The organism is Pseudomonas spelaei (genome assembly GCF_009724245.1).
Taxonomy (GTDB): Bacteria; Pseudomonadota; Gammaproteobacteria; order Pseudomonadales; family Pseudomonadaceae; genus Aquipseudomonas; species Aquipseudomonas spelaei.
Genome location: NZ_WNNK01000037.1, coordinates 1 through 22975, shown reverse-complemented (window position 1 = coordinate 22975; position 22975 = coordinate 1). Strand labels below are relative to the sequence as shown.

General features: G+C 58.4%; 31 protein-coding genes and 1 tRNA gene. 11 read left to right on the top strand and 21 right to left on the bottom strand.

What is annotated here, in order from left to right:
- Positions 1 to 65: 65 nt before the first annotated feature.
- Genes GNF76_RS27260 through GNF76_RS27245 form a run of 4 tightly spaced genes read right to left on the bottom strand, consistent with a single transcriptional unit; the run spans position 66 to position 3414 of the window.
- Positions 66 to 698 carry an N-carbamoylsarcosine amidohydrolase gene (locus GNF76_RS27260; protein WP_155586162.1) on the bottom strand — a complete coding sequence of 211 codons (633 nt, stop codon included), beginning with the start codon at positions 696 to 698 and terminating at the stop codon, positions 66 to 68.
- Positions 699 to 709: 11 nt separating this feature from the next.
- Positions 710 to 1462, bottom strand: a complete 753-nt coding sequence (locus GNF76_RS27255; protein ID WP_155586161.1) for a maleate cis-trans isomerase family protein — start codon at positions 1460 to 1462, stop codon at positions 710 to 712.
- A gap of 15 nt (positions 1463 to 1477) precedes the next feature.
- Positions 1478 to 2284, bottom strand: coding sequence for an alpha/beta fold hydrolase (locus GNF76_RS27250; protein WP_178123618.1), 807 nt, complete (start codon positions 2282 to 2284; stop codon positions 1478 to 1480).
- Positions 2281 to 3414: an FAD-dependent monooxygenase gene (locus tag GNF76_RS27245; RefSeq protein WP_155586160.1), complete on the bottom strand. Its 1134-nt coding sequence runs from the start codon at positions 3412 to 3414 to the stop codon at positions 2281 to 2283. Before GNF76_RS27245 ends, GNF76_RS27250 begins: the two co-directional genes overlap by 4 nt.
- 307 nt (positions 3415 to 3721) lie before the next feature.
- On the opposite strand from GNF76_RS27245, the gene GNF76_RS27240 reads away from it, so the two are divergent.
- The 4 genes from GNF76_RS27240 to GNF76_RS27225 all read left to right on the top strand — a co-directional run bounded on the left by GNF76_RS27240 (position 3722) and on the right by GNF76_RS27225 (position 9593).
- On the top strand, positions 3722 to 4774 hold the full coding sequence (locus tag GNF76_RS27240; RefSeq protein ID WP_155586159.1) for a 2,5-dihydroxypyridine 5,6-dioxygenase: 1053 nt from the start codon (positions 3722 to 3724) through the stop codon (positions 4772 to 4774).
- A gap of 189 nt (positions 4775 to 4963) precedes the next feature.
- Positions 4964 to 5398, top strand: a complete 435-nt coding sequence (locus GNF76_RS27235) for a MarR family transcriptional regulator (RefSeq protein WP_178123617.1) — start codon at positions 4964 to 4966, stop codon at positions 5396 to 5398.
- A gap of 165 nt (positions 5399 to 5563) precedes the next feature.
- Entirely contained in the window at positions 5564 to 6040 is a 477-nt protein-coding gene (locus tag GNF76_RS27230) for a (2Fe-2S)-binding protein (RefSeq protein ID WP_155586158.1), read from the top strand.
- Positions 6041 to 6056: 16 nt separating this feature from the next.
- A complete protein-coding gene (locus GNF76_RS27225; protein WP_155586157.1) occupies positions 6057 to 9593 on the top strand; it encodes a molybdopterin cofactor-binding domain-containing protein in 3537 nt (1178 codons plus the stop codon).
- A 117-nt stretch (positions 9594 to 9710) separates the two neighbouring features.
- On the opposite strand, the gene GNF76_RS27220 is transcribed toward GNF76_RS27225, so the two are convergent.
- Positions 9711 to 10361 carry a TetR/AcrR family transcriptional regulator gene (locus tag GNF76_RS27220; RefSeq protein ID WP_155586156.1) on the bottom strand — a complete coding sequence of 217 codons (651 nt, stop codon included), beginning with the start codon at positions 10359 to 10361 and terminating at the stop codon, positions 9711 to 9713.
- 160 nt (positions 10362 to 10521) lie between these two features.
- Between GNF76_RS27220 and ggt the strand changes: the two genes are divergently transcribed.
- Positions 10522 to 12246: a gamma-glutamyltransferase gene (ggt, locus tag GNF76_RS27215; RefSeq protein WP_155586155.1), complete on the top strand. Its 1725-nt coding sequence runs from the start codon at positions 10522 to 10524 to the stop codon at positions 12244 to 12246.
- Positions 12247 to 12485: 239 nt separating this feature from the next.
- Positions 12486 to 12559 (top strand) — tRNA-Cys (locus tag GNF76_RS27210).
- Positions 12560 to 12658: 99 nt separating this feature from the next.
- On the opposite strand, the gene GNF76_RS27205 is transcribed toward GNF76_RS27210, so the two are convergent.
- From GNF76_RS27205 to GNF76_RS27170, 8 genes are all read right to left on the bottom strand, one after another.
- Positions 12659 to 13708, bottom strand: a complete 1050-nt coding sequence (locus tag GNF76_RS27205) for a tyrosine-type recombinase/integrase (protein WP_155586154.1) — start codon at positions 13706 to 13708, stop codon at positions 12659 to 12661.
- 1 nt (position 13709) lies between these two features.
- A complete protein-coding gene (locus GNF76_RS27200; protein ID WP_155586153.1) occupies positions 13710 to 13946 on the bottom strand; it encodes a DUF4224 domain-containing protein in 237 nt (78 codons plus the stop codon).
- Between the two features lie 2 nt (positions 13947 to 13948).
- Complete coding sequence (locus tag GNF76_RS27195; protein WP_155586152.1) at positions 13949 to 14170, bottom strand: hypothetical protein; 222 nt, start codon at positions 14168 to 14170, stop codon at positions 13949 to 13951.
- Positions 14171 to 14383: 213 nt separating this feature from the next.
- Positions 14384 to 14740 (bottom strand): hypothetical protein, encoded by a 357-nt coding sequence (locus GNF76_RS27190; protein ID WP_155586151.1) that lies wholly within the window; start codon positions 14738 to 14740, stop codon positions 14384 to 14386.
- A 64-nt stretch (positions 14741 to 14804) separates the two neighbouring features.
- On the bottom strand, positions 14805 to 15089 hold the full coding sequence (locus GNF76_RS27185; protein ID WP_155586150.1) for a hypothetical protein: 285 nt from the start codon (positions 15087 to 15089) through the stop codon (positions 14805 to 14807).
- A 583-nt stretch (positions 15090 to 15672) separates the two neighbouring features.
- Complete coding sequence (locus GNF76_RS27180) at positions 15673 to 16011, bottom strand: hypothetical protein (protein ID WP_155586149.1); 339 nt, start codon at positions 16009 to 16011, stop codon at positions 15673 to 15675.
- A 306-nt stretch (positions 16012 to 16317) separates the two neighbouring features.
- The gene (locus GNF76_RS27175) at positions 16318 to 16638 is read right to left on the bottom strand and encodes a DUF4406 domain-containing protein (protein WP_155586148.1); all 321 of its coding nucleotides are present in this window, start codon (positions 16636 to 16638) and stop codon (positions 16318 to 16320) included.
- A complete protein-coding gene (locus GNF76_RS27170) occupies positions 16635 to 17213 on the bottom strand; it encodes a phiTE_072 family protein (RefSeq protein ID WP_155586147.1) in 579 nt (192 codons plus the stop codon). The genes GNF76_RS27175 and GNF76_RS27170 overlap by 4 nt, the downstream gene beginning before the upstream one ends.
- 103 nt (positions 17214 to 17316) lie before the next feature.
- Here GNF76_RS27170 and GNF76_RS27165 point away from each other — a divergent pair, with 103 nt between their 5' ends.
- Complete coding sequence (locus tag GNF76_RS27165) at positions 17317 to 17511, top strand: hypothetical protein (protein WP_155586146.1); 195 nt, start codon at positions 17317 to 17319, stop codon at positions 17509 to 17511.
- Between the two features lie 20 nt (positions 17512 to 17531).
- On the opposite strand, the gene GNF76_RS27160 is transcribed toward GNF76_RS27165, so the two are convergent.
- Entirely contained in the window at positions 17532 to 17924 is a 393-nt protein-coding gene (locus GNF76_RS27160; protein WP_155586145.1) for a hypothetical protein, read from the bottom strand.
- A gap of 92 nt (positions 17925 to 18016) precedes the next feature.
- Here GNF76_RS27160 and GNF76_RS27155 point away from each other — a divergent pair, with 92 nt between their 5' ends.
- Positions 18017 to 18751: a DUF4145 domain-containing protein gene (locus tag GNF76_RS27155; RefSeq protein WP_155586144.1), complete on the top strand. Its 735-nt coding sequence runs from the start codon at positions 18017 to 18019 to the stop codon at positions 18749 to 18751.
- A gap of 3 nt (positions 18752 to 18754) precedes the next feature.
- Here the strand turns inward: GNF76_RS27155 and GNF76_RS27150 are convergent, their stop codons facing one another.
- The 7 genes from GNF76_RS27150 to GNF76_RS27120 form a co-directional block, all read right to left on the bottom strand.
- Positions 18755 to 19120, bottom strand: coding sequence for a hypothetical protein (locus GNF76_RS27150; RefSeq protein ID WP_155586143.1), 366 nt, complete (start codon positions 19118 to 19120; stop codon positions 18755 to 18757).
- Between the two features lie 81 nt (positions 19121 to 19201).
- Positions 19202 to 19516, bottom strand: coding sequence for a hypothetical protein (locus GNF76_RS27145; protein ID WP_155586142.1), 315 nt, complete (start codon positions 19514 to 19516; stop codon positions 19202 to 19204).
- A complete protein-coding gene (locus GNF76_RS29710; RefSeq protein WP_246212019.1) occupies positions 19513 to 19692 on the bottom strand; it encodes a hypothetical protein in 180 nt (59 codons plus the stop codon). The genes GNF76_RS27145 and GNF76_RS29710 overlap by 4 nt, the downstream gene beginning before the upstream one ends.
- A 360-nt stretch (positions 19693 to 20052) precedes the next feature.
- Positions 20053 to 20214 (bottom strand): hypothetical protein, encoded by a 162-nt coding sequence (locus GNF76_RS27135; RefSeq protein WP_155586140.1) that lies wholly within the window; start codon positions 20212 to 20214, stop codon positions 20053 to 20055.
- A gap of 24 nt (positions 20215 to 20238) precedes the next feature.
- Complete coding sequence (locus GNF76_RS27130) at positions 20239 to 20622, bottom strand: LuxR C-terminal-related transcriptional regulator (RefSeq protein WP_155586139.1); 384 nt, start codon at positions 20620 to 20622, stop codon at positions 20239 to 20241.
- A gap of 372 nt (positions 20623 to 20994) precedes the next feature.
- Positions 20995 to 21264 carry a hypothetical protein gene (locus GNF76_RS27125; RefSeq protein ID WP_155586138.1) on the bottom strand — a complete coding sequence of 90 codons (270 nt, stop codon included), beginning with the start codon at positions 21262 to 21264 and terminating at the stop codon, positions 20995 to 20997.
- On the bottom strand, positions 21261 to 22052 hold the full coding sequence (locus tag GNF76_RS27120) for a LexA family transcriptional regulator (protein WP_155586137.1): 792 nt from the start codon (positions 22050 to 22052) through the stop codon (positions 21261 to 21263). Before GNF76_RS27120 ends, GNF76_RS27125 begins: the two co-directional genes overlap by 4 nt.
- A 107-nt stretch (positions 22053 to 22159) precedes the next feature.
- On the opposite strand from GNF76_RS27120, the gene GNF76_RS27115 reads away from it, so the two are divergent.
- From GNF76_RS27115 to GNF76_RS27105, 3 genes are all read left to right on the top strand, one after another.
- Positions 22160 to 22354, top strand: coding sequence for a Cro/CI family transcriptional regulator (locus GNF76_RS27115; RefSeq protein ID WP_155586136.1), 195 nt, complete (start codon positions 22160 to 22162; stop codon positions 22352 to 22354).
- 144 nt (positions 22355 to 22498) lie between these two features.
- Complete coding sequence (locus GNF76_RS27110; RefSeq protein WP_155586135.1) at positions 22499 to 22723, top strand: hypothetical protein; 225 nt, start codon at positions 22499 to 22501, stop codon at positions 22721 to 22723.
- A partial coding sequence (locus tag GNF76_RS27105; RefSeq protein ID WP_178123616.1) for a helix-turn-helix domain-containing protein occupies positions 22720 to 22975 on the top strand: 256 nt, incomplete at its 3' end. The genes GNF76_RS27110 and GNF76_RS27105, both read left to right, overlap by 4 nt.

The following is a 22975-nucleotide window of genomic DNA, read 5'->3' as shown; positions in this document are numbered from 1 at the left end:
CATTCCAAAGTGGGCGCTCAGTTTTTTGCAAGACCACGCTCTATGGCGCGGTTCTTGATGAAGCCTTATTGCTCCCTGAACTTGTCCATCGCCTCCTGCTTGCTCACGACGTCGCCATACTTGCTGTCGATATCAAACAAGTTCGCTTCGTGGGGCGCCGGGTGTCGGTCACCGACGCATTCGCGCACGACGATGGTGCGAAAACCATGCTGCACCGCATCCACGGCGGTCGCGCGGATGCAGCCGCTGGTTGAACAGCCGGCCAGCACCACCGTATCGATCCCTTGGGCGTGCAGCATGGGGGCCAGGCTGCTGCCGAAAAATGCACTGGCGTACTGCTTGCTGATCACTACTTCATCGTCCCGGGGCAACACCTCGGTGCAGAACGCAGCAAGGGGATTGCCTTCGACCATGTCTTTCATCACCGGGGCTTTTTTCACCCAGATACCACCGTCGGCGAAATGGCCGGGATGATAACGGATATTGGTGTGCACCACCGTAATCCCGTAGCGCCTTGCGCTGGTCAACAGCTCAACGCTTTCAGCCACGGCGCTGACCACGCCCGGTGCAAACAGCGGCGCGCCCTCAGTGGTATAGCCCTGCATGAAATCGATCATCAGCAGCGCGGCTTTTTTGCCGAAGCCGATGCGATTGCCCCACACGCCCTGGTAGTTGGCGTCGGCAGATTGTTCACTCATCGCGCGGTTCCTCAGTAAGCGCCCGACAACAAGGCACCGGCGCCGGGAACGATGGGCTCCAGGTCCAGGGCCTTGAGCATGGCGTAGGTGGTGGCGATAGCGGCGGTGAGCACCGGTTTGCCGGTTTGCGCTTCGACCTTGGCCACCACTGGCAGCGACTGCATCTGCACGCAGGCTGACAGGACGATAACGTCGACGCCTTCCAGGTTCATGCCAGCGACGATGGCCGGCAGGTTGGCCGGGTCGTGGCGGGCCACTTCGAGGTTGTCGGGGATCTCCAGGGCGCGCCAGTCCACGACTTCAAAGCCTTCTTCGCGAATGTAATCCACCACCAGTTCGGTCAGGGGCTTCATATAGGGCGCGACGATGGCGATGCGTTTGGCACCCATCACTTTCAAGCCTTCGATCAACGCGCCGGCACTGGTGATCACCGGGGCGTTGCCGTCGTTATCGGCGGTGGCCTTGCGCAGGCGCTGTTCGGAATGGCGGTGGTAACCCAGACCCATCGCCATGATCGCCACCAGGCAGGCGTAGCCCAGCACGTCGACCTTGGCATCGGACAGTTCAACGGCGCAACGATCGGACTCGCCATCCATCGCCGCCAGTTCTTCCTTGCGTACCTGCTTCATGCGCATGCGGCTGGAGTGAAAGGTGAAGCGCTCCGGGCGGATCAACTGGCGTGCAGTGAGCATCGCCGGAATCTCGGTTTCCATGGTGGTGTTGGAGCTCGGCACGATCTGGCCGATGCGGTAAGGCTTGAGCATGGTGGTCTCCATTATTCAGTTCAGGCGCGGGCCAAGAAAATCGTCGAAAGCGTGGAAGAAGCCTTCCAGGTCATCCCAGGGAATCATGTGCCCGGCGTTGGCGACGTGGGCCACCTTGATCGATGGTTGCAGGTCTTGGATTTCGGCGATGTCCTGGGGCTCGATCACGCCGCCGCGCCCGGCCACGATCAACAGGGTAGGGGCCTTGAGGTGGGGCAGGTCCTGGTGGAAATCCACGTCGTGGAAATCGTTGAAGGCCCGCACGATGGCGGGTTCGTAGCAGGTGTGCAGCCATTCGGCGCGCAGTTGCAGTTGTTCTTCGGTCCAGGTGGCACAGAAGGCGCGCATCGCCTCTGCATCCATGCCGATCAGCGACTGGCGGATCGAGTCGACGTACCACGGTAGTTTGCTTGGGTATTCACGACGACCAGGGCCAGAGACCGGCGGGTCGATCAGCACCACACGGTTGACACCCTCTGGATGGCGCACTGCGCTGCGTACCGCGAATCGCGCGCCCATGGAGTGGCCGACCAGGTGATAGTTGTCGAGTTTCAAGGCGTCGGCAAAAGCGCCAATGTCATCGGCGCAGGTGTCGGCGCTGTAGTCCAGCTCGGGGCCGGTTGCGGACAGGCCGCGACCACGCACGTCCAGCACGTAGGTGTCGAAATGCATGCCCAGGCGTTGCGCGACAAAGCCCCAGGTGATCGCCGGGCTGGTGATGCCGGGAATCAGGATCAGCGCCGGACCCTTGCCGCCATAGCGCAGGTAGTGCTGGCGAATGCCATTGGCCTGGACGTTGCCGCCGTAGAGAAAGGTACTCACGCCGCCACCCCCGATTTCAGTGGCTGGGCGTAGAGGTCATAGCCGTAGACCCAGGCGGGATCTTCCTGGGTGCGCAGCCAGGTGTTGGCGTTGGACACCGCCTGGACGCGGGAGGCGCGCTCCTTGCGATTGGCCTCATACAGTTCGAACGCGGTGCGGTAGTCGCTCAGGCCGACTTCCTGCAAGCAGCGGGTCAGCATCGCGGCGTCTTCGATGGCCATGCCGGCGCCCTGGGCCATGTGTGGCTTCATCGGATGGCAGGCGTCGCCCAGCAACACCAGGCGACCACGGCTCCAGAGCGGCAACGGGTTGCGGTTACGCAGCGGCCATTTGGTCACGCTTTGCGTGGATTCGATCAATGCCTGCACGGTGGGGTGATAGCCCTGGAAGGCTTCGAACATCTCTTCGCGACTGCTGTCGACGAACGCGCCCTGGAAGTCCCATTCCGGGTGCGGCACGCCGGTGACGTAGTAGTACTCGTCGCGCTTGCCGGTGGTGTAGTAGACCATCATGTGTCGGTCTTCGGTCCACCATTTGATGCAGTCTTCGAACTTCAAATCGTACTTGGCCAGTTGATCGCCACGGATCAATGCACGGTGGGCGACCCAGCCGCTGTACAGCGGTTTTTCCGCACCGAGCAATTCTTCACGAATGCGCGAGTTGATACCGTCGGCGCCGATCACGATGTCGGCATAAGTCACCTCGCCATCGGCGAAGGTCAGGCGTACCTGGGTGTCGGTTTCTTCCAGGGTTTCCAGGCGCTTGTTGAAGTGCACGGTGCCGGGCTTGATGGTCGACATCTGCAACGCATGCAGGTCACCACGGTGCACGGTGATGTAAGAGGCGCCGTAGTCTTTCAGCGGGATGCGTGACAAGTAATCGCCGGTCTGGCCGTCGCGGCTGAACCAGAAGTCGGGGTGGGAACCCATCAGGTCCAGCTGCTTTTCAATGCCCATGCGGCGGAAGATTTTCATGATGTTGGGACCCATATGGATCCCGGCGCCCAGGCGGGAAAACTCCGGTGCCTGCTCGTAAATGTCCACGTCGAAACCGGCTTGTTGCAGCAGGGTGGCAGCGGCGGCACCGCCCAGGCCGGCGCCGACGATTGCGATTTTTTGAGTGCTTGGCATGGGGCGTGGTCCTCTTGTTCGAATGATTGTCGGCGGCGTCTGCCTGCAGGTTTTTAAAGTGTATACGCTCATTTTTTCAAATGAAAAGCCCACAATGAAAAAATCATAATTTTGGCCATATTTATCCTGTTTAACCGATATTGTCCTTGTTCTATTGGGTTTGTTTCTATTGGTAACGTTTTTTGATGATGCTTGCAGTCCATGAATAATTCAGGTTTCATCGTTGTTAATTGGCGTATACGCTATAAAAATGCACTAGAGTGAAGCGCGATGCCTGAACTTGGTGCGGCACCTGAGGAGACGGGAAATGCCGGTGAGTGATTGCGAACTGACCCAGATGTTCGAGCACGTGTTGAAGCTGTCGAAGGTCGATCCGACCCAGAGCGTCGCCGTGCTCAAGAGCCATTATTCCGACCCGCGCACCGTGCGCGCCGCGATGGATGCGGCGCAGCGCCTGGGGGCCAAGGTGTATGCGGTGGAGTTACCGTCGTTCAACCACCCCAAGGCCATGGGCAACGACATGACGGCTTACTGCGGCGACACCGCGCTCACCGGCAATATCGCGGCGCAACGGGCGTTGGAAGCGGCGGACCTGATTGTCGATACGATGATGTTGCTGCACTCGCCGGAGCAAGAGCAGATCCTCAAGACCGGCACGCGCATTTTGCTGGCCGTGGAGCCACCAGAAGTGCTGGCACGAATGCTGCCCACCGAGGAAGACAAGGTGCGCGTGCTGGCCGCCGAACAGGTGCTGAAAAAGGCCCGCTCGATCCACGTCAAGTCCCGCGCCGGCAGCGATTTTCGGGCGGCCCTGGGGCAATATCCGTCCGTGACCGAGTACGGTTTTGCCGATGAGCCCGGACGCTGGGACCACTGGCCCAGCGGTTTCCTGTTTTCCTGGCCTAACGAACAAACCGCCGAAGGCGTGCTGGTACTGGACGTTGGTGACATTCTGCTGCCGTTCAAGACCTACGCCCGGGAGAAGATCACCCTGGAGATCGAGAAGGGTTTCATCACCAGGATTCACGGTGGTTTCGAGGCTGAATACCTGCGCGACTACATGAAGTACTTCAATGATCCCGAGGTGTACGGCATCTCGCATATCGGCTGGGGCTTGCAGCCGCGGGCGCAGTGGACGGCCATGGGTTTGCACGACAAGAATGACGGCATGTGCATGGATGCCCGGGCGTTTTACGGCAACTTCCTGTTTTCCACCGGGCCGAATACCGAGGTTGGCGGGACACGCAAGACGCCGTGCCATATGGATATTCCGCTGCGCAATTGTGATGTCTACCTCGATGATGAGGCGGTGGTGATGGGTGGAGATGTGGTGGCGCCGCCAGCTTCCCTGGCACGCTGAAGACCTAATGTGGGAGCTGGCTTGCCTGCGATAGCGGTGTGTCAGTCGCTGGAGATATCGCCTGTGACTCCGTCATCGCAGGCAAGCCAGCTCCCACAGTTTGACTCGGTTCCGTCAATGAGCACCTTGAGTCCAACCCGTATCCCCGCCATCATGCCTGTCCATCGTTCATCGCCTGTCGAGCCCGCCGTGCCTGATTCCTATGTTTTCTCTGAACAAGTTGGCCACCTGCTGCGCAAGGCCTATCAGCGCCACCTGGCGATTTTTCAGCAGAATGTCGGTGACTCCCAACTCACCGCCGTGCAGTTCGTCACCTTGTGTGCGCTGCGCGATCATGGCGCAAGTTCGCTGACAGAGCTGGTCAAGGCCACCGCCGTCGACCAGGCGACCATCCGCGGTATCGTTGAACGCTTGAAGGCCCGAGAGCTGATTACCCTGGTGCCGGACCCACAGGACAAGCGCAAAGTGGTGGTCGATCTGTCCGAGTCCGGCGCCGCTCTGGTACAGCAAACCGTGCCTTGCGCGGCACAGATTACCGAACTGACCCTGAGCAACCTCAACCCCGCCGAGCGCGTGGCAGTGCTGTTTTTGCTGCGCAAGATGATTGACGATCCACAAGACTGAAACGCCTCCCAAAATGCCAGCTGCCTCGGGCTGGCATCGTTCTTGCTCTGCATTGATGTAGTAACCACTTCACCAGTCAAGTGTGTCGCGAGACCCCACGTGCGCGACTTTTTTCACGGCTGTTTCATGTAGTGAGTACTTCACCAACTGCAATGGGCGAAGCGAATGATCAGCCAGCACATCACGGTAGCGCTTGAGGTCAATGGCCACACCACAGAGGTCAGCGCGATGGCGGATACGCCGCTGTTGCTGATCCTGCGCAATGACCTGCAACTCAACGGCCCCAAGTACGGCTGCGGCCTGGGGGAGTGTGGCGCCTGCACGGTAATTATTGATGGTGTGGCGGCCAGGGCTTGCGTATTTCCGCTGTCCGGCGCTGCTGGTCGCGAGATTGTCACCCTGGAAGGCCTGGGCACTCGCGAGGCGCCGCACCCGGTGCAACAAGCCTTTATCGACGAACAGGCCGCGCAGTGTGGTTATTGCCTCAACGGCATGATCATGACCACCAAGGCCTTGCTCGACCGTAATCCGCACCCCAGCGAAACCGAGATCCGCAACGAACTCTCGGCCAATCTCTGCCGTTGCGGCACCCATATCGAAATCCTCCGGGCGGTGCTGCGTGCCGCCCGGCAAATGCCTTGAACGTGGATCGATAACCATGACAGACCCAATCCCTTCCCGCGACCAATGGCTGGCCAAGGCCGGCGTCCTGTTGGTCGTCGATGACGTGTTGCCACCGTCGGGGCCGGTGGCCAAAGGCGGTACACCGACGGTCAAGCCCACGGAGTTGGGACTGTTTATCGCGGTGAATGACGACGGCTTGGTTTATGCCTTCAATGGCCACGTCGACCTGGGCACCGGCATTCGCACCTCCTTGGCGCAGATCGTCGCTGAAGAACTGGACCTGACCCTGGAGCAGGTGCGCATGGTACTCGGCGACACCGAGCGAGCGCCGAACCAAGGTGCGACCATCGCCAGTGCAACGTTGCAGATTTCGGCGATTCCGTTGCGTAACGCGGCCGCCGAAGCCCGACGCTTCCTATTGGCACGAGCAGCCCGGCGCTGGGATGTTGCGGCAGATAGCTTGAAGGTCGACGCCGGGGTGATTCGCGCCGAAGACGGGCGCACGACCACCTACGGCCAACTGGTGCACGGCGAACATGATGAGTTGCGTATTTCTGGCGATGCACCGCTCAAGGCTTTCGGCGATTATCGGCTGGTGGGCAAGGGCGCTGCTCGGGTGGATATCCCCGCCAAGGCCACCGGCGAGTTGACTTACGTCCATGACATGCGCGTGCCGGACATGCTCCACGGTCGGGTCGTACGCCCGCCCTATGCCGGGTTGGATTGCGGTGACTTTGTGGGCAATAGCCTGTTGAGTGTGGATGAGTCGTCCATTGCCCATATCCCAGGGGTCGTCGCGGTAGTGGTGATCCGCGATTTTGTTGGCGTGGTCGCACTGCGCGAAGAACAGGCGATCAAGGCTGCCGAGGCGTTGCAGGTTCATTGGAAGCCGTGGAACCACACGCTGGTGGACTTGAGCGATGTCGAGCAGGCCATTCGCGATAACCCGAGAGTACGCCGCACGGTGCTCGATCAAGGCAGCGTCGACGAAGCCCTGGCCGCAGCTGCTCAGCGTATGCCGCGCACCTACCTGTGGCCGTATCAGATGCACGGTTCCATCGGTCCATCCTGTGGCGTGGCGGATTATCAGCCGACGGGCAGTCGGGTCTGGTCCGGTAGCCAGAACCCGCACCTGCTGCGGGCCGATCTGGCTTGGTTGCTGGAGTGTGCGGAAGAATCGATCGAGGTGATCCGCATGGAGGCCGCCGGTTGCTACGGCCGCAATTGCGCCGACGATGTGTGTGCCGACGCCTTGCTGTTGTCCCGTGCAGTGGGCAAGCCCGTACGGGTGCAACTGACCCGTGAGCAGGAACACCTGTGGGAGCCCAAGGGCACTGCGCAGTTGATGGATGTCGACGGCGGGCTGAATGCCGATGGCAGTATCGCCGCTTATGATTTCGAAACCAGCTACCCATCCAACGGTGCGCCGACCTTGGCGCTGTTGTTGACCGGCCGGGTGGAGCCGGTGTCGGCGATGTTCGAGATGGGCGACCGTACCTCGATCCCGCCTTACGACATTGAAAACATGCGCGTGACCATCAACGACATGGCGCCGATTGTCCGCGCCTCGTGGATGCGTGGGGTGTCGGCACTGCCCAACACCTTCGCTCATGAATCCTATATCGACGAACTGGCCTTCGCGGCGGGTGTTGATCCGGTGGAGTACCGCCTGCGTTATCTCAGGGACGAGCGCGCTATCGATCTGGTGAAGTCCACTGCCGAGCGCGCGGGTTGGGCACCGCGCACGGCGCCAATGCAAACCGCTAACGAGGATCATCTGCTGCGGGGCCGGGGGTTTGCCTACGCGCGCTATATCCACAGCAAGTTCCCTGGCTTTGGCGCGGCCTGGGCGGCGTGGGTGGCGGATGTGGCCATCGACAAGCAGACCGGCGATGTCTCGGTCACGCGGGTCGTGATCGGCCACGACTCGGGGATGATGATCAACCCGGCGGGAGTACAGCACCAGATCCACGGCAATGTGATCCAGTCCACCAGCCGCGTACTCAAAGAACGGGTGACGTTTGAAGAGTCGACCGTGGCGAGCAAGGAGTGGGGCGGTTACCCGATCCTGACCTTTCCTGAGGTGCCGCAGATCGACGTGCTGATGATGCCGCGCCAGGACCAGCCGCCGATGGGCGCAGGTGAGTCGGCGTCGGTACCCAGCGCAGCGGCGATTGCCAATGCGATCTATGACGCTACCGGGATTCGTTTTCGCGAGTTGCCGATTACCCCCGAGCGGGTGCTGGCGGCGCTGAATGCAGGCGCTTTGGGCGAGCCCGCCAAATCACCGGGAAAACGCAGGAAATGGTTGTTTGGCTCGTTGTTCGCAGCCTTTGGTGCGGTGCTGGGCATGGCCGCCACCGCCTGGCCATTCCACGGAGAAATCGCGCCGATTGTGCCGCCCAGCGCCGGTACCTGGTCCAAGGCCACCCTGGAGCGCGGGCGCTTACTGGCGGCAGTCGGAGACTGCGCGGTGTGCCACACGGCGCCGGGTGGGGCGACCAACGCAGGCGGCCTGGCGATGCACACACCGTTCGGCACCCTCTATAGCAGCAACATCACTCCGGATGTGAAGACCGGGATTGGCAACTGGTCATACCCGGCGTTCGAGCGGGCGATGCGTGACGGTATTGGCCGCGATGGGCGCAATTTGTACCCGGCATTTCCCTATACGGCGTTTCGCAATATCAACGATGCAGACATGCAGGCGCTGTATGCCTACTTGATGTCCCAGGCTCCGGTGAGTCAGGCGCCGACACCCAATGCGATGAGTTTTCCATTCAATCTTCGGCCATTGATGGCGGGGTGGAATACGCTGTTTTTGCGCCGAGGGGAAATCACCGTGCAATCGCAGCGTAGCGAGCAATGGAATCGCGGTGCTTACCTGGTCAATGGGTTGGGGCATTGCGCGGCCTGCCACTCGCCACGTAACGTGATGGGGGCAGAGAAGGGCGGTGCGGCATTCCTCGCTGGGGGCCGGGTGGACGGGTGGGAGGCACCGGCGCTGAACGGGTTGTCCAAGGCGCCCACGCCGTGGACCGAGGATCAACTGTTCACCTACCTGAGCACCGGCTACTCGGATGCCCACGGCGTGGCAACAGGGCCGATGGGGCCGGTGGTGACCGAACTGGCCAAATTGCCCAAGACGGATATCCGGGCAATGGCGGTCTACCTGGCGTCTCTCAACCGCGATGCCTCTGCCGAGGTGCCGGTCGTTGCCGCTGCAACGGTTCCCAATGCGAACGGGCGACGGCTATTCGAAGGGGCGTGCAAGGCCTGTCACGCCGATGGGCTGGGGCCGAAGTTGTTTGGGGTCAGCCCATCATTGGCGGCCAGCACCAATGTGCACAGCGATCAACCGGACAATCTGATCAAGGTGATCTTGCAGGGCATCAGCTCACCGGCGACCAAGGATCTGGGCTACATGCCTGGCTTCAAGGACAGCCTGTCCAATACCCAGGTGTCAGAGTTGGCGGCTTATCTGCGCGGTCGGTTTGCACCGAATGCGCCGGGGTGGGAAGGGCTGGAGCAGAAGGTGGCGCATTTGCGGGCCAATCCTGGCAATCATTGATTGGCACAATCAAATGTGGGAGCGGGCTTGCTCGCGAATGCGTAGTGTCAGTCAGCACATCTGATACTGATACACCGTATTCGCGAGCAAGCCCGCTCCCACATTTTGATCCGGTTTCTAACGTTGGATGGGTGGGGTGACGCCACGCAGCACCAAGTCACTGATAAACCCGAGCCAATCCTTTTGCTGGCCTTTGTCTGCCAGATCTTCCCCGAGGAACGAACTGAGGGTGTGCCGGTTGGAGTTGTAGAAGTAACACAGCGAGGCAATCATCAAGTACACGTGCTTGATGTCGATGTCCTCGCGAAATAGCCCCTGAAGCTGACCGGCCTCGATAATCGGCCGCAGCACGCCAACCGCCTCACCGGACAACCGGCGCAGTTCGCCGGACTGCTTGGCATGCTTGCCTTTGTGCAGGTTTTCGATGCTGAGGATGGCGACGAACTCGGGATGCTTGACGTAGTAGTTCCAGATAAACGCCACCAGGTCCTGCAGCGCCTGGACCGGGGCGCTCAGGTCGAGCTTGAGCTTGCCCTCGGCCTTGTTGAACTGCTCGTAGGTGTGCTCCAGCACGCAGACGAACAGATGCTCCTTGCTGCCGAAGTAGTAATAGAGCATGCGGTCGTTGGAGTCAGCTTCCCGAGAGATGCTGTCTACCCGCCCGCCAGAGTAGCCGTCACGGGTGAAGACCTTGATCGCCGCCTGGAGAATCCGCGCGCGCGTCTGGTCGGCTTGCTGGGCGCGGATGCCGGTCTTCTTGATCACCATCGGGCTGTGTCCTGCACGGCGTAAAGGCCGCGAATATAGCATGGGCCTGATTGGGTCCGTTCCGTCACCGACAGGCTCTGTCATAAAAACGCCAGGGCACTTGGGTATCGGATCCTGGAAGGGCTACTTTTAACACTTCAAATAATTAGAGTATCCGCGGATGAACTACCAACCCTTTACCCGAACATTGATAGCCACGGCGCTGGTGCTGACCGTCAGTGGTGTGCAGGCGGCGTCCCAGGCCCCGGTGGGTGGCGAAAACGGCATGGTGGTTACGGCCCAGCACCTGGCGACCCATGTTGGCGTCGATGTGCTGAAAGCCGGCGGCAATGCCGTGGATGCGGCGGTAGCGGTGGGCTACGCCCTGGCTGTGGTGTACCCGGCCGCCGGCAACCTGGGCGGTGGTGGTTTCATGACCGTGCAGTTGGCAGACGGGCGCAAGACCTTTCTCGACTTTCGCGAAAAGGCCCCGTTGGCAGCGACTGCCGACATGTACCTGGACAAGGCAGGCAATGTCGTCCCTGACCTGAGCTCCAAAGGGCACCTGGCTGTCGGCGTGCCCGGCACCGTGTCGGGCATGGAGCTGGCCCTGAGCAAATACGGCACACTCAAGCGTGCGCAGGTGATTGCCCCGGCCATCAAACTGGCGGAAAACGGCTTCGAGCTGGAACAGGGTGATATCGACCTGCTGCATACCGCCACCGACGAATTCAAAAAAGACCAGGACCTGCGCGGGATCTTCCTGCACAACGGTGAACCGATGCAGGTGGGCCAGAAGCTGGTACAGAAAGACCTGGCGAAAACCCTGCGGGAAATCTCCGCCAAAGGCACCGATGGCTTCTACAAGGGCTGGGTGGCCAAGTCGATTGTCGACTCCAGCCAGGCCGGTAAAGGCATCATCACCCAGGCTGACCTGGACAAATACAAGACCCGCGAGCTGGCGCCCATCGAGTGTGATTACCGTGGCTACCACGTCGTCTCCGCGCCGCCACCGAGCTCCGGCGGTGTGGTGATCTGCGAGATCATGAACATCCTTGAAGGCTACCCTATGGCCGAGCTGGGCTATCACTCGGCCCAGGGCCTGCACTACCAGATCGAGGCCATGCGTCACGCCTACGTCGACCGTAATAGCTACCTTGGTGATCCGGACTTCGTGAAGAACCCGGTCACCCATCTGCTGGACAAGGACTACGCCGCCAAACTGCGGGCTGCCATCGAGCCGCAAAAAGCCGGCATCTCCCAGGACATCAAGCCTGGCGTTTCACCCCATGAAGGCAACAACACCACCCACTATTCCATCGTCGACAAGTGGGGCAACGCGGTGTCGGTGACCTACACCCTCAACGACTGGTTCGGTGCCGGCGTCATGGCCAGCAAGACCGGGGTGATCCTCAACGACGAGATGGACGACTTCACCTCCAAGATCGGCGTGCCGAACATGTACGGCCTGGTCCAGGGCGAAGCCAACGCCATCGCCCCCGGTAAAACCCCGTTGTCGTCCATGAGCCCGACCATCGTCACCAAAGATGGCAAGGCCGTGATGGTGGTCGGTACGCCCGGTGGCAGCCGCATCATTACCGCGACCTTGCTGACCATCCTCAACGTCATCGACTACAAGATGAACATTCAGGAAGCCGTGGATGCACCGCGCTTCCACCAGCAATGGCTGCCTGAGGCGACCAATATCGAAACGTTTGCCCTGAGTCCTGACACACAGAAAATCCTCGAAGGCTGGGGCCACAAGTTTGCAGGCCCTCAGGATGCCAACCACCTGGCGGCGATCCTGGTTGGCGCACCGTCCCTGGATGGCAAACCAGTGGGCAAGAATCGTTTCTATGGCGCTAACGATCCGCGGCGCAATACGGGATTGTCTCTGGGTTACTAGGTCTGCCCAGTGCAGGAGCGAGGGAACTCGCTCCTGCAATATCCGTGTCCGGCAGGAGAATATTTTTTGAAATCAAGGGGTTGCAAGCCCTGGTAAATAAGTACATAATTGCGCCCATCGAACGCACTGAAGCAGAAAAAACTTCAATGTTTTCAATGAGATAGAGTAGAGGTTGTTTTACGTAGCCCACTCAAGTTTGTATGCGGTGAATGTCAGTTTCAAGGGCATTGATCGTTTGAGGCCGAGTAGCAAAATGGTTATGCAGCGGATTGCAAATCCGCCTACGCCGGTTCGATTCCGACCTCGGCCTCCACTCTTAAAAACCCCGTAGATTAACGTCTACGGGGTTTTTTATTGGGTGCGGGAAAGTGCAGGTGTACCAAAACATTTGGGGCGGCGTACCAAAACTTTTCTATTTTGTCGGGTTGGCAATAGCTCCAACGCGGACATAAATCTTCTTGGTCGTCTCCTGTTTCGAGTGGCCAAGGAGCCGGCTTGCATCGCCCAAGTCGAGGATTTCAGAGGCAGCCTTCGGTCGGATATCCCTGAACTGGAACCCTGCGATTTTATGGGCCAAGCCCTCATCTCCATTGGCAACCGCTTCTGCTACAGCTTTTGACCTGGCGTCATCCCATCGCTGACACAGCATCCGCTCGGAAACTTTCTTTCCCGACTTGTTCACGATGAGATAGCCAGAGTTGAGCTTCTTTGGCCTGGCAACAATTCTCTCGATGAGCAAGCCAAGGCTATTTTTCTGGCCGTCAACTTCCATGAGAATCCTGATTTTCTTGGCGGTTTTGCCCTGGCCCACACGCAAATACACTCCCTCGACATCTTCCATTCGCATCAGTCGAACATCCGCGGGACGCTGGCCGGTGAGATAAGCCAGGTCCATCGCCTCCTGCAGCTCGATCTCTCCTTTCTGATAGACCGCCTTCCATACCACGTCGTTTGCGTAGTAGTCGCGGGGAGTCTCCTTGTTCTTTCGAACACCCTGGCAGGGGTTCTCTCTGTTAGTCAGCCCCCACTCCCGTGCAATATTGAAGACGTGAGAGAGCAGGGCGATCTCTCTGTTGGCCCTGGTCTTTGCCGTGCGCTTATCCCGATATGCTGCAATCATCGATGGCGTTATCGCATCGATTGGAATCTGGTCAAAAACTGGTCGTAGTTGCCGAAGCTCGGCAGTGTTGTCTTTCTGAGTACGTTCAGATTTTTTCGGGATGATGTCCCGCTTGTACCTGTCAAACACCCCGCTCATTATTTTAAGATCGACGGGTATAGCCTTCGACTCAAGTTCTGCCCACTTCAATCGGGCTTGAGTTAGGTCGCGGCCCAGCTGGATATCGACTCCATCGGTGCCGCGATAAATATAACTGACCCATACCTGACCATTTTTTCGTTTGCGGTTTACTTGGTACATTCGCTGGGGAAGGTGGCGGTTATGGGTCTTTCTAGGGCGCATTTCATCTCACTCGTGACAGATCAAAAGTCCACTGAGGTATATCGGCAGGCGGCTTGTTTTGCCCCTCTACCGGCGTCCCCAGCTGTATTCTCGCGTACAGTCGGCCAACCAGCGGCCGCTTGCCCCGGCTCTCGACATAGTGCCAATGCCGATCCTCCAACCACCGGCGCTGCCAGGCTCTAGCCTTGTAGCCGGTGATCTCGGCCAACTCCTCGTCTGACAGGATTTCGGTTTCCATGTCTACCTCCCGCCGCCCGCAGTGGGCCGCGCTGTCTTGATGATGTGGATGATGAAACCGAAGGTGATCAGCACCCAGGTGATGATGCCGGCAAAGGCGGCAATGATTTCTTGTGTGCTACCAGACTCGAACAGGGCAGGTATGCCCACGACGAACCCGACTACGGTTCCGAGCAGGTACAGCAAAGCGCCCAGCAGAATCAGGGTGAGTTTCGTTGCGTACATGGGGTGTCCTTGCCGCGCTGGGCGGCAGAAGGTGGCGTGTGAATTGTTCAGAAACTGGACAGGGACGCAGCCATCAAAGACGGGTAGCCTTCTGTCGTTCGCCCGGTCAGATGCTTCAGAGCAAACGCTGAGTGGCCGCAGCTGGCTGGGTGAACCCTTATTACGTACTTCGTCGCCCGCCGCTCACCGGCAGGCATGTAGGGGGGATTGGGGTTAGGGGTTTTCTTTTGAGGTCAGCTCGCAGTCTGCGGCCAGCTTCAGCAGGTTGCGTGTGGTCGGCCTGAAGCCTTCCGTGTTGGGGAACATCGCGTGTTCATGGCCGTGCGGGTATTCCTCAAACGGACCATGCCAGGGCCAGTGCATGAGCCAAGAGGCCCACGCCGTGTATACCTCGTTGCTATCGCCCGTATACGAATCGTACTCACCACCGACGCTCGGGCAGTGACGCACCCGACTGTTCTGGTCGTAGGCCAGTTCTGAGTGGTCCTTGTCGATCCAAGCGTGCCCGTAGTTATACGGGTACAGCAGAACAAGGCGCTTGCTCAGTTTCTTCTCGATACGCGCCTTCATGGCCTCGGCCCCTTATGGATATTCCAGGCCATGAATAGGAGGGCGGGAAATAGGCCGATGACGATCATGGCGTCACCTCGCGCCACTGTTCATAACCGTCGCCATATTCCCAGCAGTAGGTTGCCGGCCATGCTCCGCGAGTCGCCTGGTCGACGATGTTGTAGCTCCATCCGCCTTTCGCTGGCGTGGTTTTGATCCAGACGTGCTGTGCGCCGCCGAGATTCCAGTCGCCGTAATCCTTGATGACCTCGACCATGAACTCGCGCAGGTCGTGGTGCCCGCGGCTCATTACTATGTAGGTGTCACCGCCAACGCTCTCGACGGCGAGCGGATACTTTTCTTCGGGCATGACTTCGTCCTTGCCGCTATAGCGGCTATCAAGTTCATAGGGGGGAGAGGTATCGTTGCCTCCTCAGATAGGGAGGTGCGATGTGGTCGTACACGGAGTTGAATACGAGTTTCTTACTGCCTCAAGCGTGACCAAGGGTCATGACGGCCTGGGGATTGAGTGCTGGCGCGGCAACGATATGGTCTTTGAGATATTCAGGAATGACGAAACGCTGCGTTTTGAGGTAACCCTGTTTGAGCCAAGCGTTCCCCTAGAATTGATCGAGTACGCTGTTCAAATTGCGCGGGATAGCCTCGGGGACTTTTGCCCATAGCTCCGACTCAGGATCACAGAATGAACAAATGCAACATATGTCAGCGGCCCCTAAATACCTGCCCAGAACTCATGGACTGCGGAGGCGATTGTCTTGAGTGCATGGCTGAATGCGGAGATCCTGATGCGCAGTTGGCAATGCAACAGATTCTTTTAGCTCGAAGCCGTGCACGCGGTCCAGGCAACGACGATGACGAACGCCCGGATTAGCGGCTGACTTTGAAGGGGGAGGGGTTACAGGTTTTGCGGGAAGAGTACGGATGTACTCCTATCAGGATTTGGTGGGGTCGAGCACCAGCCTGAAGTTCATCGAGTAAATCAGCTCGGCTCGGTTCTGGCCGATACCGTCGATGCGCTTCAGCCAGGCTATCGGCTCGGCGCGGGATGCCACCGCTACCGGTGCGGGCTGCTCTATGCCAGCAGACATTTCGCCGATAGCCAAGGTCGCAATTTCAAATGGCTTTTCGTACATAGCTGAGGCCTTGACTACCTCATTGAGGGCGTCCGCGGCGTAGGCTAGCTGCGCTTCCAGATCTCGAACCCGCTTCGTCCGTCGGGAAACAGCCGCCTTCAGGTCGTCTATCGTTTGGTCCGCGGTGTTCAAACTCACCTGCAGGCCGTCACGCTCAGCGACAACGCGGTCATATGCCCAGTCCTTAACAACGCAGGTATCGTCCGGATGTCAGCCTTCCTGTACCAGTCTGCTTGGGTCGATCCAGTACCGTTCAATTTCGCTCATGGCCTTTCTCCTGCAAGGGTCAGGTATTCGCGATTGAACGCCTCAACCGTTTTGTAGTGGCTGCGGCCTTCCCATATCGGCACCAGGTGATAGCAGTCGCCCCAGTGGTCCCAGCCTGGACGGCGGCAAACCTTTCGGTTCGTCGAGTACAGCGCGCCGTCACGCTTCCTTCGGAAATCAGCCATTGGTGACAGCCTCCCTCGTTACCAGATCATGGGCATTCACAACCGTCATGCCGAGGCGTTCGGCGATCAGGACTTCCAAGCGGGCACCCTTTGAATGCTCCCATCCGGGAAGGGTGGCCACGGTGTCGCAGTCCATCAGGGCTGCAATGTCGCGGCGCATGCAGTCGTTCCAGGTGCCGCCGTCAGGGTTAATCTCGGCGGGATTAGTTACGGTGTGGCCGGCGGCGCGGAGGCTGGTGGTCATGGTAGCGAAGGCGGGGAAGTTCAGGCCGGGAAGGCCGGTCATGGGGCCGCTCAGGTAGATGCACTTCATGCCGCCACCGCCTGCTGGTCCTGGCGTAATGCCTGCTGCACGGCTTGAATGATTCGTTCGAGATAATCCCAGTCCGGATTTGGCTCGGTCGCATCCACGCTAAGATGCCACCACTCATCACCAAGGACCTGCCGCATTAACTGGTGGTGCGCACCACCAAGTGAGTCAATGGAGTTCACATGGCGGATGTCATCCGCCTCGTCATACAGATCTCGGGCATCAGAATCGTCGAGATCATGATCCCTACGCATCTGCAGTATTTCCCGACGAACTTTGTCGGCCAGTGCTTCAGCGCTGAACTGCTGAGAGCTCATCCCTTGGGCGAAGTAGCCGATGATGTAGCTGGTGTTCAGCTCGCAGAAAAATTGCCCTACATTCAGACCGTCCCACATGCCACCCCAGTAGGCAGTCCAGCTCTTGCCCCAGCAGCTGACGGTGATCTTGCCCTTGCATGGGGCCAGGTCCTCGAGGAACACGGTGATCGGGTCAAGGTTCGGCGCGCCGGTGATAACCAGCTTGGTGACTGTCGAGCGCTCTACTTGCAGCGGCGCGGCGACTTTGTTTTCTGTAGGCATGGGGAGTCCTTGCCGGGCCATGCCCGGGCGGTGGAGTGGCGGAAGCCAGGTTTGTGGGCTATCAGTTGAGGACTCGGTATTTCACCGAGACAGGGAGGTGCACATGAGCAACAAGCCAACAAATGACGAGATTGCAAGGCTGGCCAAAATCACAACGAACGAGGTGGGCACCTATAAGTGTCACGAGCAGCATCGATCCGATGATTCGTGGCTTATCGTATTTGGCGTTGAAATCCCTCCAGAGCTTAGGGGGGAGCTTTCTCATCATTTGACTTTACTTGTTCCGGCAAAACGCTAAGCGCAATTGATATGAGCGTGCTAGGCCGCCGCTTGGTCTTGTTGCTTCGGCGGCCACTCCGTAAACCCGACCTTCGGCGCCTTGGTCTTAGGGTTGATGATCGGCTCGCCCTGGGCGTCGACCAGCGTGCGCTTGGCCTTGATTCGCATGTCCCGGCATTTGCTGCCTTTGCGGGCAAGCTCAATGAAGTGCTCCGCGTACTGCGGCGCGTCGAAGAGCGGGCTGAGCTGCTTTACCCTGACCCCCCCCATGATCTGTTCGGCCCTCTGGGCGACCTTGTACAGCCAGTCATCAACCGAAAGCTCAATCTTGCAGCCGGGACGCTTTGGGTCGGGCCGGGTCGTTTTGACAGTCTTCCTGGCCTCGGCCATGGCGACATCGAGGGTCATTCCAAACACTGCAAAGGTGCTCATGGGTTATCTCCAAGCGTGCGCCTGCCTCGCCGGCTGGCGTGATTCGTTGATATGGGGTATTTGTATCTTTCAAATAACGCGAGGGATCGTAGATGGCGCCTATAACGAAAAAATTCGAAGTGACGCTAGACGAGTCGATTGAAAAGTTTCCTTGCAAGAAGTGCTGCTTGAAGTCAAACCACAAGGTGGTGGCAACTTACACCGAAAGAGGTTCCGAGGATTGCGGCGGTGGCAATACCTTTGATTGGACCGCTTTCAATCAGATAATCCAGTGCTTAGGGTGTGAAGAAATATCTTTCAGAGTTGAGTCGTCAAACTCTGAGGACTGGGACCATGATGATGAAGGTAATACCTATTGGATTGCGACGGTTACCTATTACCCTGGTCGCGTTGTGGGCTCCAAGATCATAGATCATGCCTCCCTTCCCTTGGACATAGGTGAGATTTACCAGGAGGCGCGAAGCGCGCTAGATAGTGACCTTCTGATTATCAGCGGGATCGGTATAAGAGCTATATTGGATACCATTTGTTCTGATGTGAAAGCGAAAGGTCGCAACCTCGAACAGAAAATAGACGATCTACATGAGCGATCTTTAGTAACTAAAGAAGGTGTTCAAACACTCCACCAAATTCGGGTTTTGGGAAACAACGCCGCGCATCGAGGGAAGGCCCATACAAAAAGCCAGCTACTCTTAGCTCTTGAGGTTATTGAACATATATTGATCGGGACATACATAATCCCGTATCGCGCAAAAAAGGTGTTCAAGCATATTGAGCCTAAAAAAATTGCTGCTCCAGTCGCACCCAACAATGAACCGGCTGCGTGACAATTACTTTGGATTGATGATTTCGTCGTCAGGCTCGGGCGGTTCGTCGGCGAGCGACTTCAGGCCCGCCGCTCGAATGATATGCGACACCTTTTCAGTAACAACAAAAGGTGTCGTGACACACTTGAGCATCTGCGCCGCCATCTCGAAGTCAGCGGCGATCACGTTGCGCAGTAGGTTCTGGTGTACCTCCTGCTGGTTGTTGAAGCCGTGCTGCTTCATCAGGCGCTTGAGGTCTTTCTTGAAGATCCCTGCAACCTCAACCGTAAACTTCTCGACGCCCAATGCAGCGTTCTTCTCGGCCGCCTTCTCGCGCTTGCGGCGCTGCTTCAGTGCCTCCGCTGTCGGCTCCTGCTCTTCCTCGGCCATGGCCTACCTCTTCGATTTCATGCGTTGGCAAATCAAGCCATGCCTGTCGCCGGCGTTGTCGCACCTGGTTGTTAATGCGCTTCATGGGGTGTCGGCGAACTTGAAGCCGTTCTCCTGGGCGATCAGGGTGACGCGCTTGATGTGTATTCCCAGATTCTTTGCCGCCACGCTGGCTACTACGCCCTTGTCCGCTTCGGCGCGCACTGAGGGTGCCAGCTTGTCGCGTTCTTTCCGGAGGCGTTCGTGGTGGGCGGTGGTGCCATTGAAAGGCCCATCAACACCGACGCCGTTCGGGATGATCTGGGCGGTCTTGCCTGCACCGAAGAAAGCATCCAACTGCCGATTCAGTTCCTCGCTGATCGTGTCCCGAGGGTTGGCCATCGGTTCGCCGATCATTGCAACCACCCATCGATATTCACCTTCTTACCGTCTGCGCGAGCTTCCAGTACCTGGGCACGATTGATCGCAGCCTTCCATGTGAAGCACATGCCCATGACCTTGCCGGTGGAGCGCTCAACGACGTGATAGGCGCCGCTGCCCTTGTTGACTACCTGGAAGCGAACCTCTTGCACGGGAAGCTCCTTGCCGATCATTGCGTACAGCGTGCTGGTGGCGATGGTTGTGCGGACGCGGAGGGCCGCAAGCCCTTCTGACCGTTGCTGGATAAGTGGGTGCATGACGTTCCCTCTGTGTTGGCTTGCGTTCATTCGTCAGCAACCTGACCGCCTGCTGTTTGCCGTGGGGCGCAGGGGAGGGTGCTGACGGATAAAGGCGAGGCGTAAAAAAGCCCGAGGGTTGCTCGGGCTTTCGGTGCGAAACATAGACCTCCCTACGTCACGCAGGTAGACGCTTTGGCGTCTTGGGTTCGTTGTGGTTCACATGGCTGCCAATCCTCCGCGCCAGGGTTAAGTTGATAAGCTTTCAGGCCGGCTTTACTCGGCCTGGAGTGCTTCGATTGCCTGCCGATAGTCGGCGGCGTTGATGCGGTTGGCGGCGGCGCTTTCGTGTTCGCCTTCACGCTCCTGGATCGCTGCGTTGTTGTCGCAGTTGGATGCGTGGATTTCGAGCTGGGCTATTGCTGCTGCGTGTTTCATGGGCGGATGCCTCGGTTGGGTTAATCAGGCGAGCAGTACCGGTTGCTCAGCGCGGCGCGTCACCCTCACTTGCGCTGTACGGCGTTCCGGTACTCGGCGGTCACGACGCATCGACTCGTCACCGATCATTGCGTGCATGGCGATCAGAGCCGCCAGAACGAAGCACATCGGCGAGATGATCTGCCGTCGCATGGCTTCGGCGATCATCGCTGTCTGGCGAGTCACGCCGAGTTTGAACATGGCGCAGGAAAGCCGCTTGGCCACGGTGCAAGCGGCCACGTCGTACTGCCTGGCTATTTCCTTTGCTGTCTTGCCCTGGGCAGAGGACAGAAGGTATTGAAGTTCTCGCGGCGCAAGGCCACGGCCGAGATGACCCTTCCATGCTCCGCTGATGATTGTTGCGTCCATCGTTGTGACTCCCGGTTGGTTTCCGAAAGCGCCTGATGCAGGCGCTGACGTGAAATCTTCTGGTGTCGCTTGCCGGCTTCCCGCTACTGGCGCTGCCGCCGGCCCCATCAAATTGTTTGTCCAGCCACGGGCCTTTCGGCTTGTTCTCCCGCTGGATAACTCGTCTTGGCGCTTTACGCTGCACGCCCGGGTCAGTTGCCAACCCTCTGAACCGTTGAGGCCGGTTCATCGCTGCCTTCCATCTGGCCGGTTGTTATCCGGCGACGAAGTAAACAATACCTCCGGTATTTATAATGGTCAATACCGCCGGTCATGTATTTTTAGAAGTCAATAAAAAGCCCGCTCATCGGCGGGCTCGTTTGGCTGGCTGCTCTATTTGTTGAGGGTTTTCCAGGCCACCCAAACAAAAAAACTGATGCCGGCAATAAGCGAAACAGCGTCCTCTGTCCTTGCCCCTCCCTCGCGCCTCAAAGCAGAAACGAGCCCGGCAAGCAGGACAGCAATCATGCCAGCAAGGAAGACGTATCCGTCTTGGGGTAGGTTGAACAAATACAGGACGGCGCTAACAGCCAGCGCTGCGAGTCCGCAAGCCAAAACTATGAAGATGGCCGTCGATAAACTGCGAGAGGCGGTATTGCTCACGACAGCATTCCGCCGCGCCATACAACGCGCCCAATGATGCGAATTTCGTTGATCTCGCCATCACGCAGTGTCTCGTCTCCATAGCGTGCCTTGTCCGGGTTGTCGCTACGGATGATCCATCCATCGAAGTCCGACTTCACCAGGCGCTTCACAATTGTTCCTTTGGACTCGCTTTGCATGGCGAAAATCTGCCCGTCTTTAGGCTCGAGCTTTGATTCGTCGATCAACAGCACGTCACCATCATTGATGGTCGGCTCCATGCTGTGTCCGTTGGCGTAAATCACGTCGAGGTGGCGCTGGTTTAGGTTGTTCGCGCGCAGCCATTGCGATTTGAAGGCCATGACACCCCGGATCTCGACGTGCGAATTATCTTCGCCAGCGCCGGTTGAACCACGAGCGGTCAGCTGCAGCACGCCGGTGTAGTTATTGTCGTCGGCGAGATCAAAATTTCGCGGCGGAATGCGGCTGTCGCCTGCCGAGTCGTCACTGTGACGCCCTGGAATGCCCGAGGTCATCTTCTCTATCTGAGCTGCAAGAGTAGGGCTTATTTCTGAAACCGGGACCTGGAGCGCCCTGGCAAAAACAACCGCAGCGTTGATGCTAAGCGCGGTTCGCCCATTCATGAAATGGCTCACAGCGCCCTGCGTAACTCCGTCGCCAAGCTCTCCCGCAATCTTTTCCTGGGTGAGCTTCAGCTCTCCACGTTTCGCCTGGAAAAGCGCTTTCAGTCGAGCGCTGTCTTGGAGCTGCCAATCGGCCAGCGGGAGCCTTCGAGAATCTTTCTTCATCTGCTGATGTTATTACCTGCGGTATTGAGTTAACCAATATCGCCGGTATTGACTATTAACAATACCGGCGGTCATACTTCTAATGAATACTTGTCGAGGACGCCGCAATGCGCCGTATCCCACTAACTGAATTTGCCAAAGAGCATGGGCACACAAAGGCGGCCCAGATGCTCGGGTGCACCCAGGGCGCTCTGAGCAAAGCCATCCGCGTTGGTCGAGATGTTTTCGTGACTGTCGAGGAGGACGGCACTTTGTCTGCTCAAGAACAGCGTCCGTTCCCGTCTCAACGATCAGTAGCTTGAGCGCTTGATGTAGTGATTTTCCGCCTCTTTGAGCGGCGGAAGTAGTGATCTGGATTAGCTGTTGATTCATCCAGTACCCAAATTGCAGACATAAAAAAACCGCCTGGCAGGGCGGTTCAGTACAGCTTTATTTCGAGGTGAATAATGATCAATAACGCCCCCACAGTCAACAGTTCAGGCGATGTCGCGACACTTTCCGACGGCCCTGAAAAGGTGTCTCGACACCAGATCACAAATCAAACCGCAGCGATGAATGCCGCTCTCATGATCAGCGGCCAGTACTCGCATGCATCCAAGTCCCAATACCGCCGGGAATGCCTCGATTATTTGAAGGCGTCCCTGGCACCTGCCCAGGATGTTTCCGCATGAGCACCATAATCATGAGCCTGTGCTGGCCGTTGCAAGGCATGAGCGGCCCGCAGAAGGCTGTTCTGATATCACTGGCTGACAACGCAAACGACGAGGGTGTTTGCTGGCCTTCAGTTGCCCGAATCGTTGAGCGTACTTGCTTGGGTGAGCGCACGGTTCAGTCGGCAATTAAGTGGCTGGGGACAACTGGGATTCTGTCGTTTCGCGAACGCATGGGGCGCTCGACTATGTACACCCTGACCCCCGCAGCAT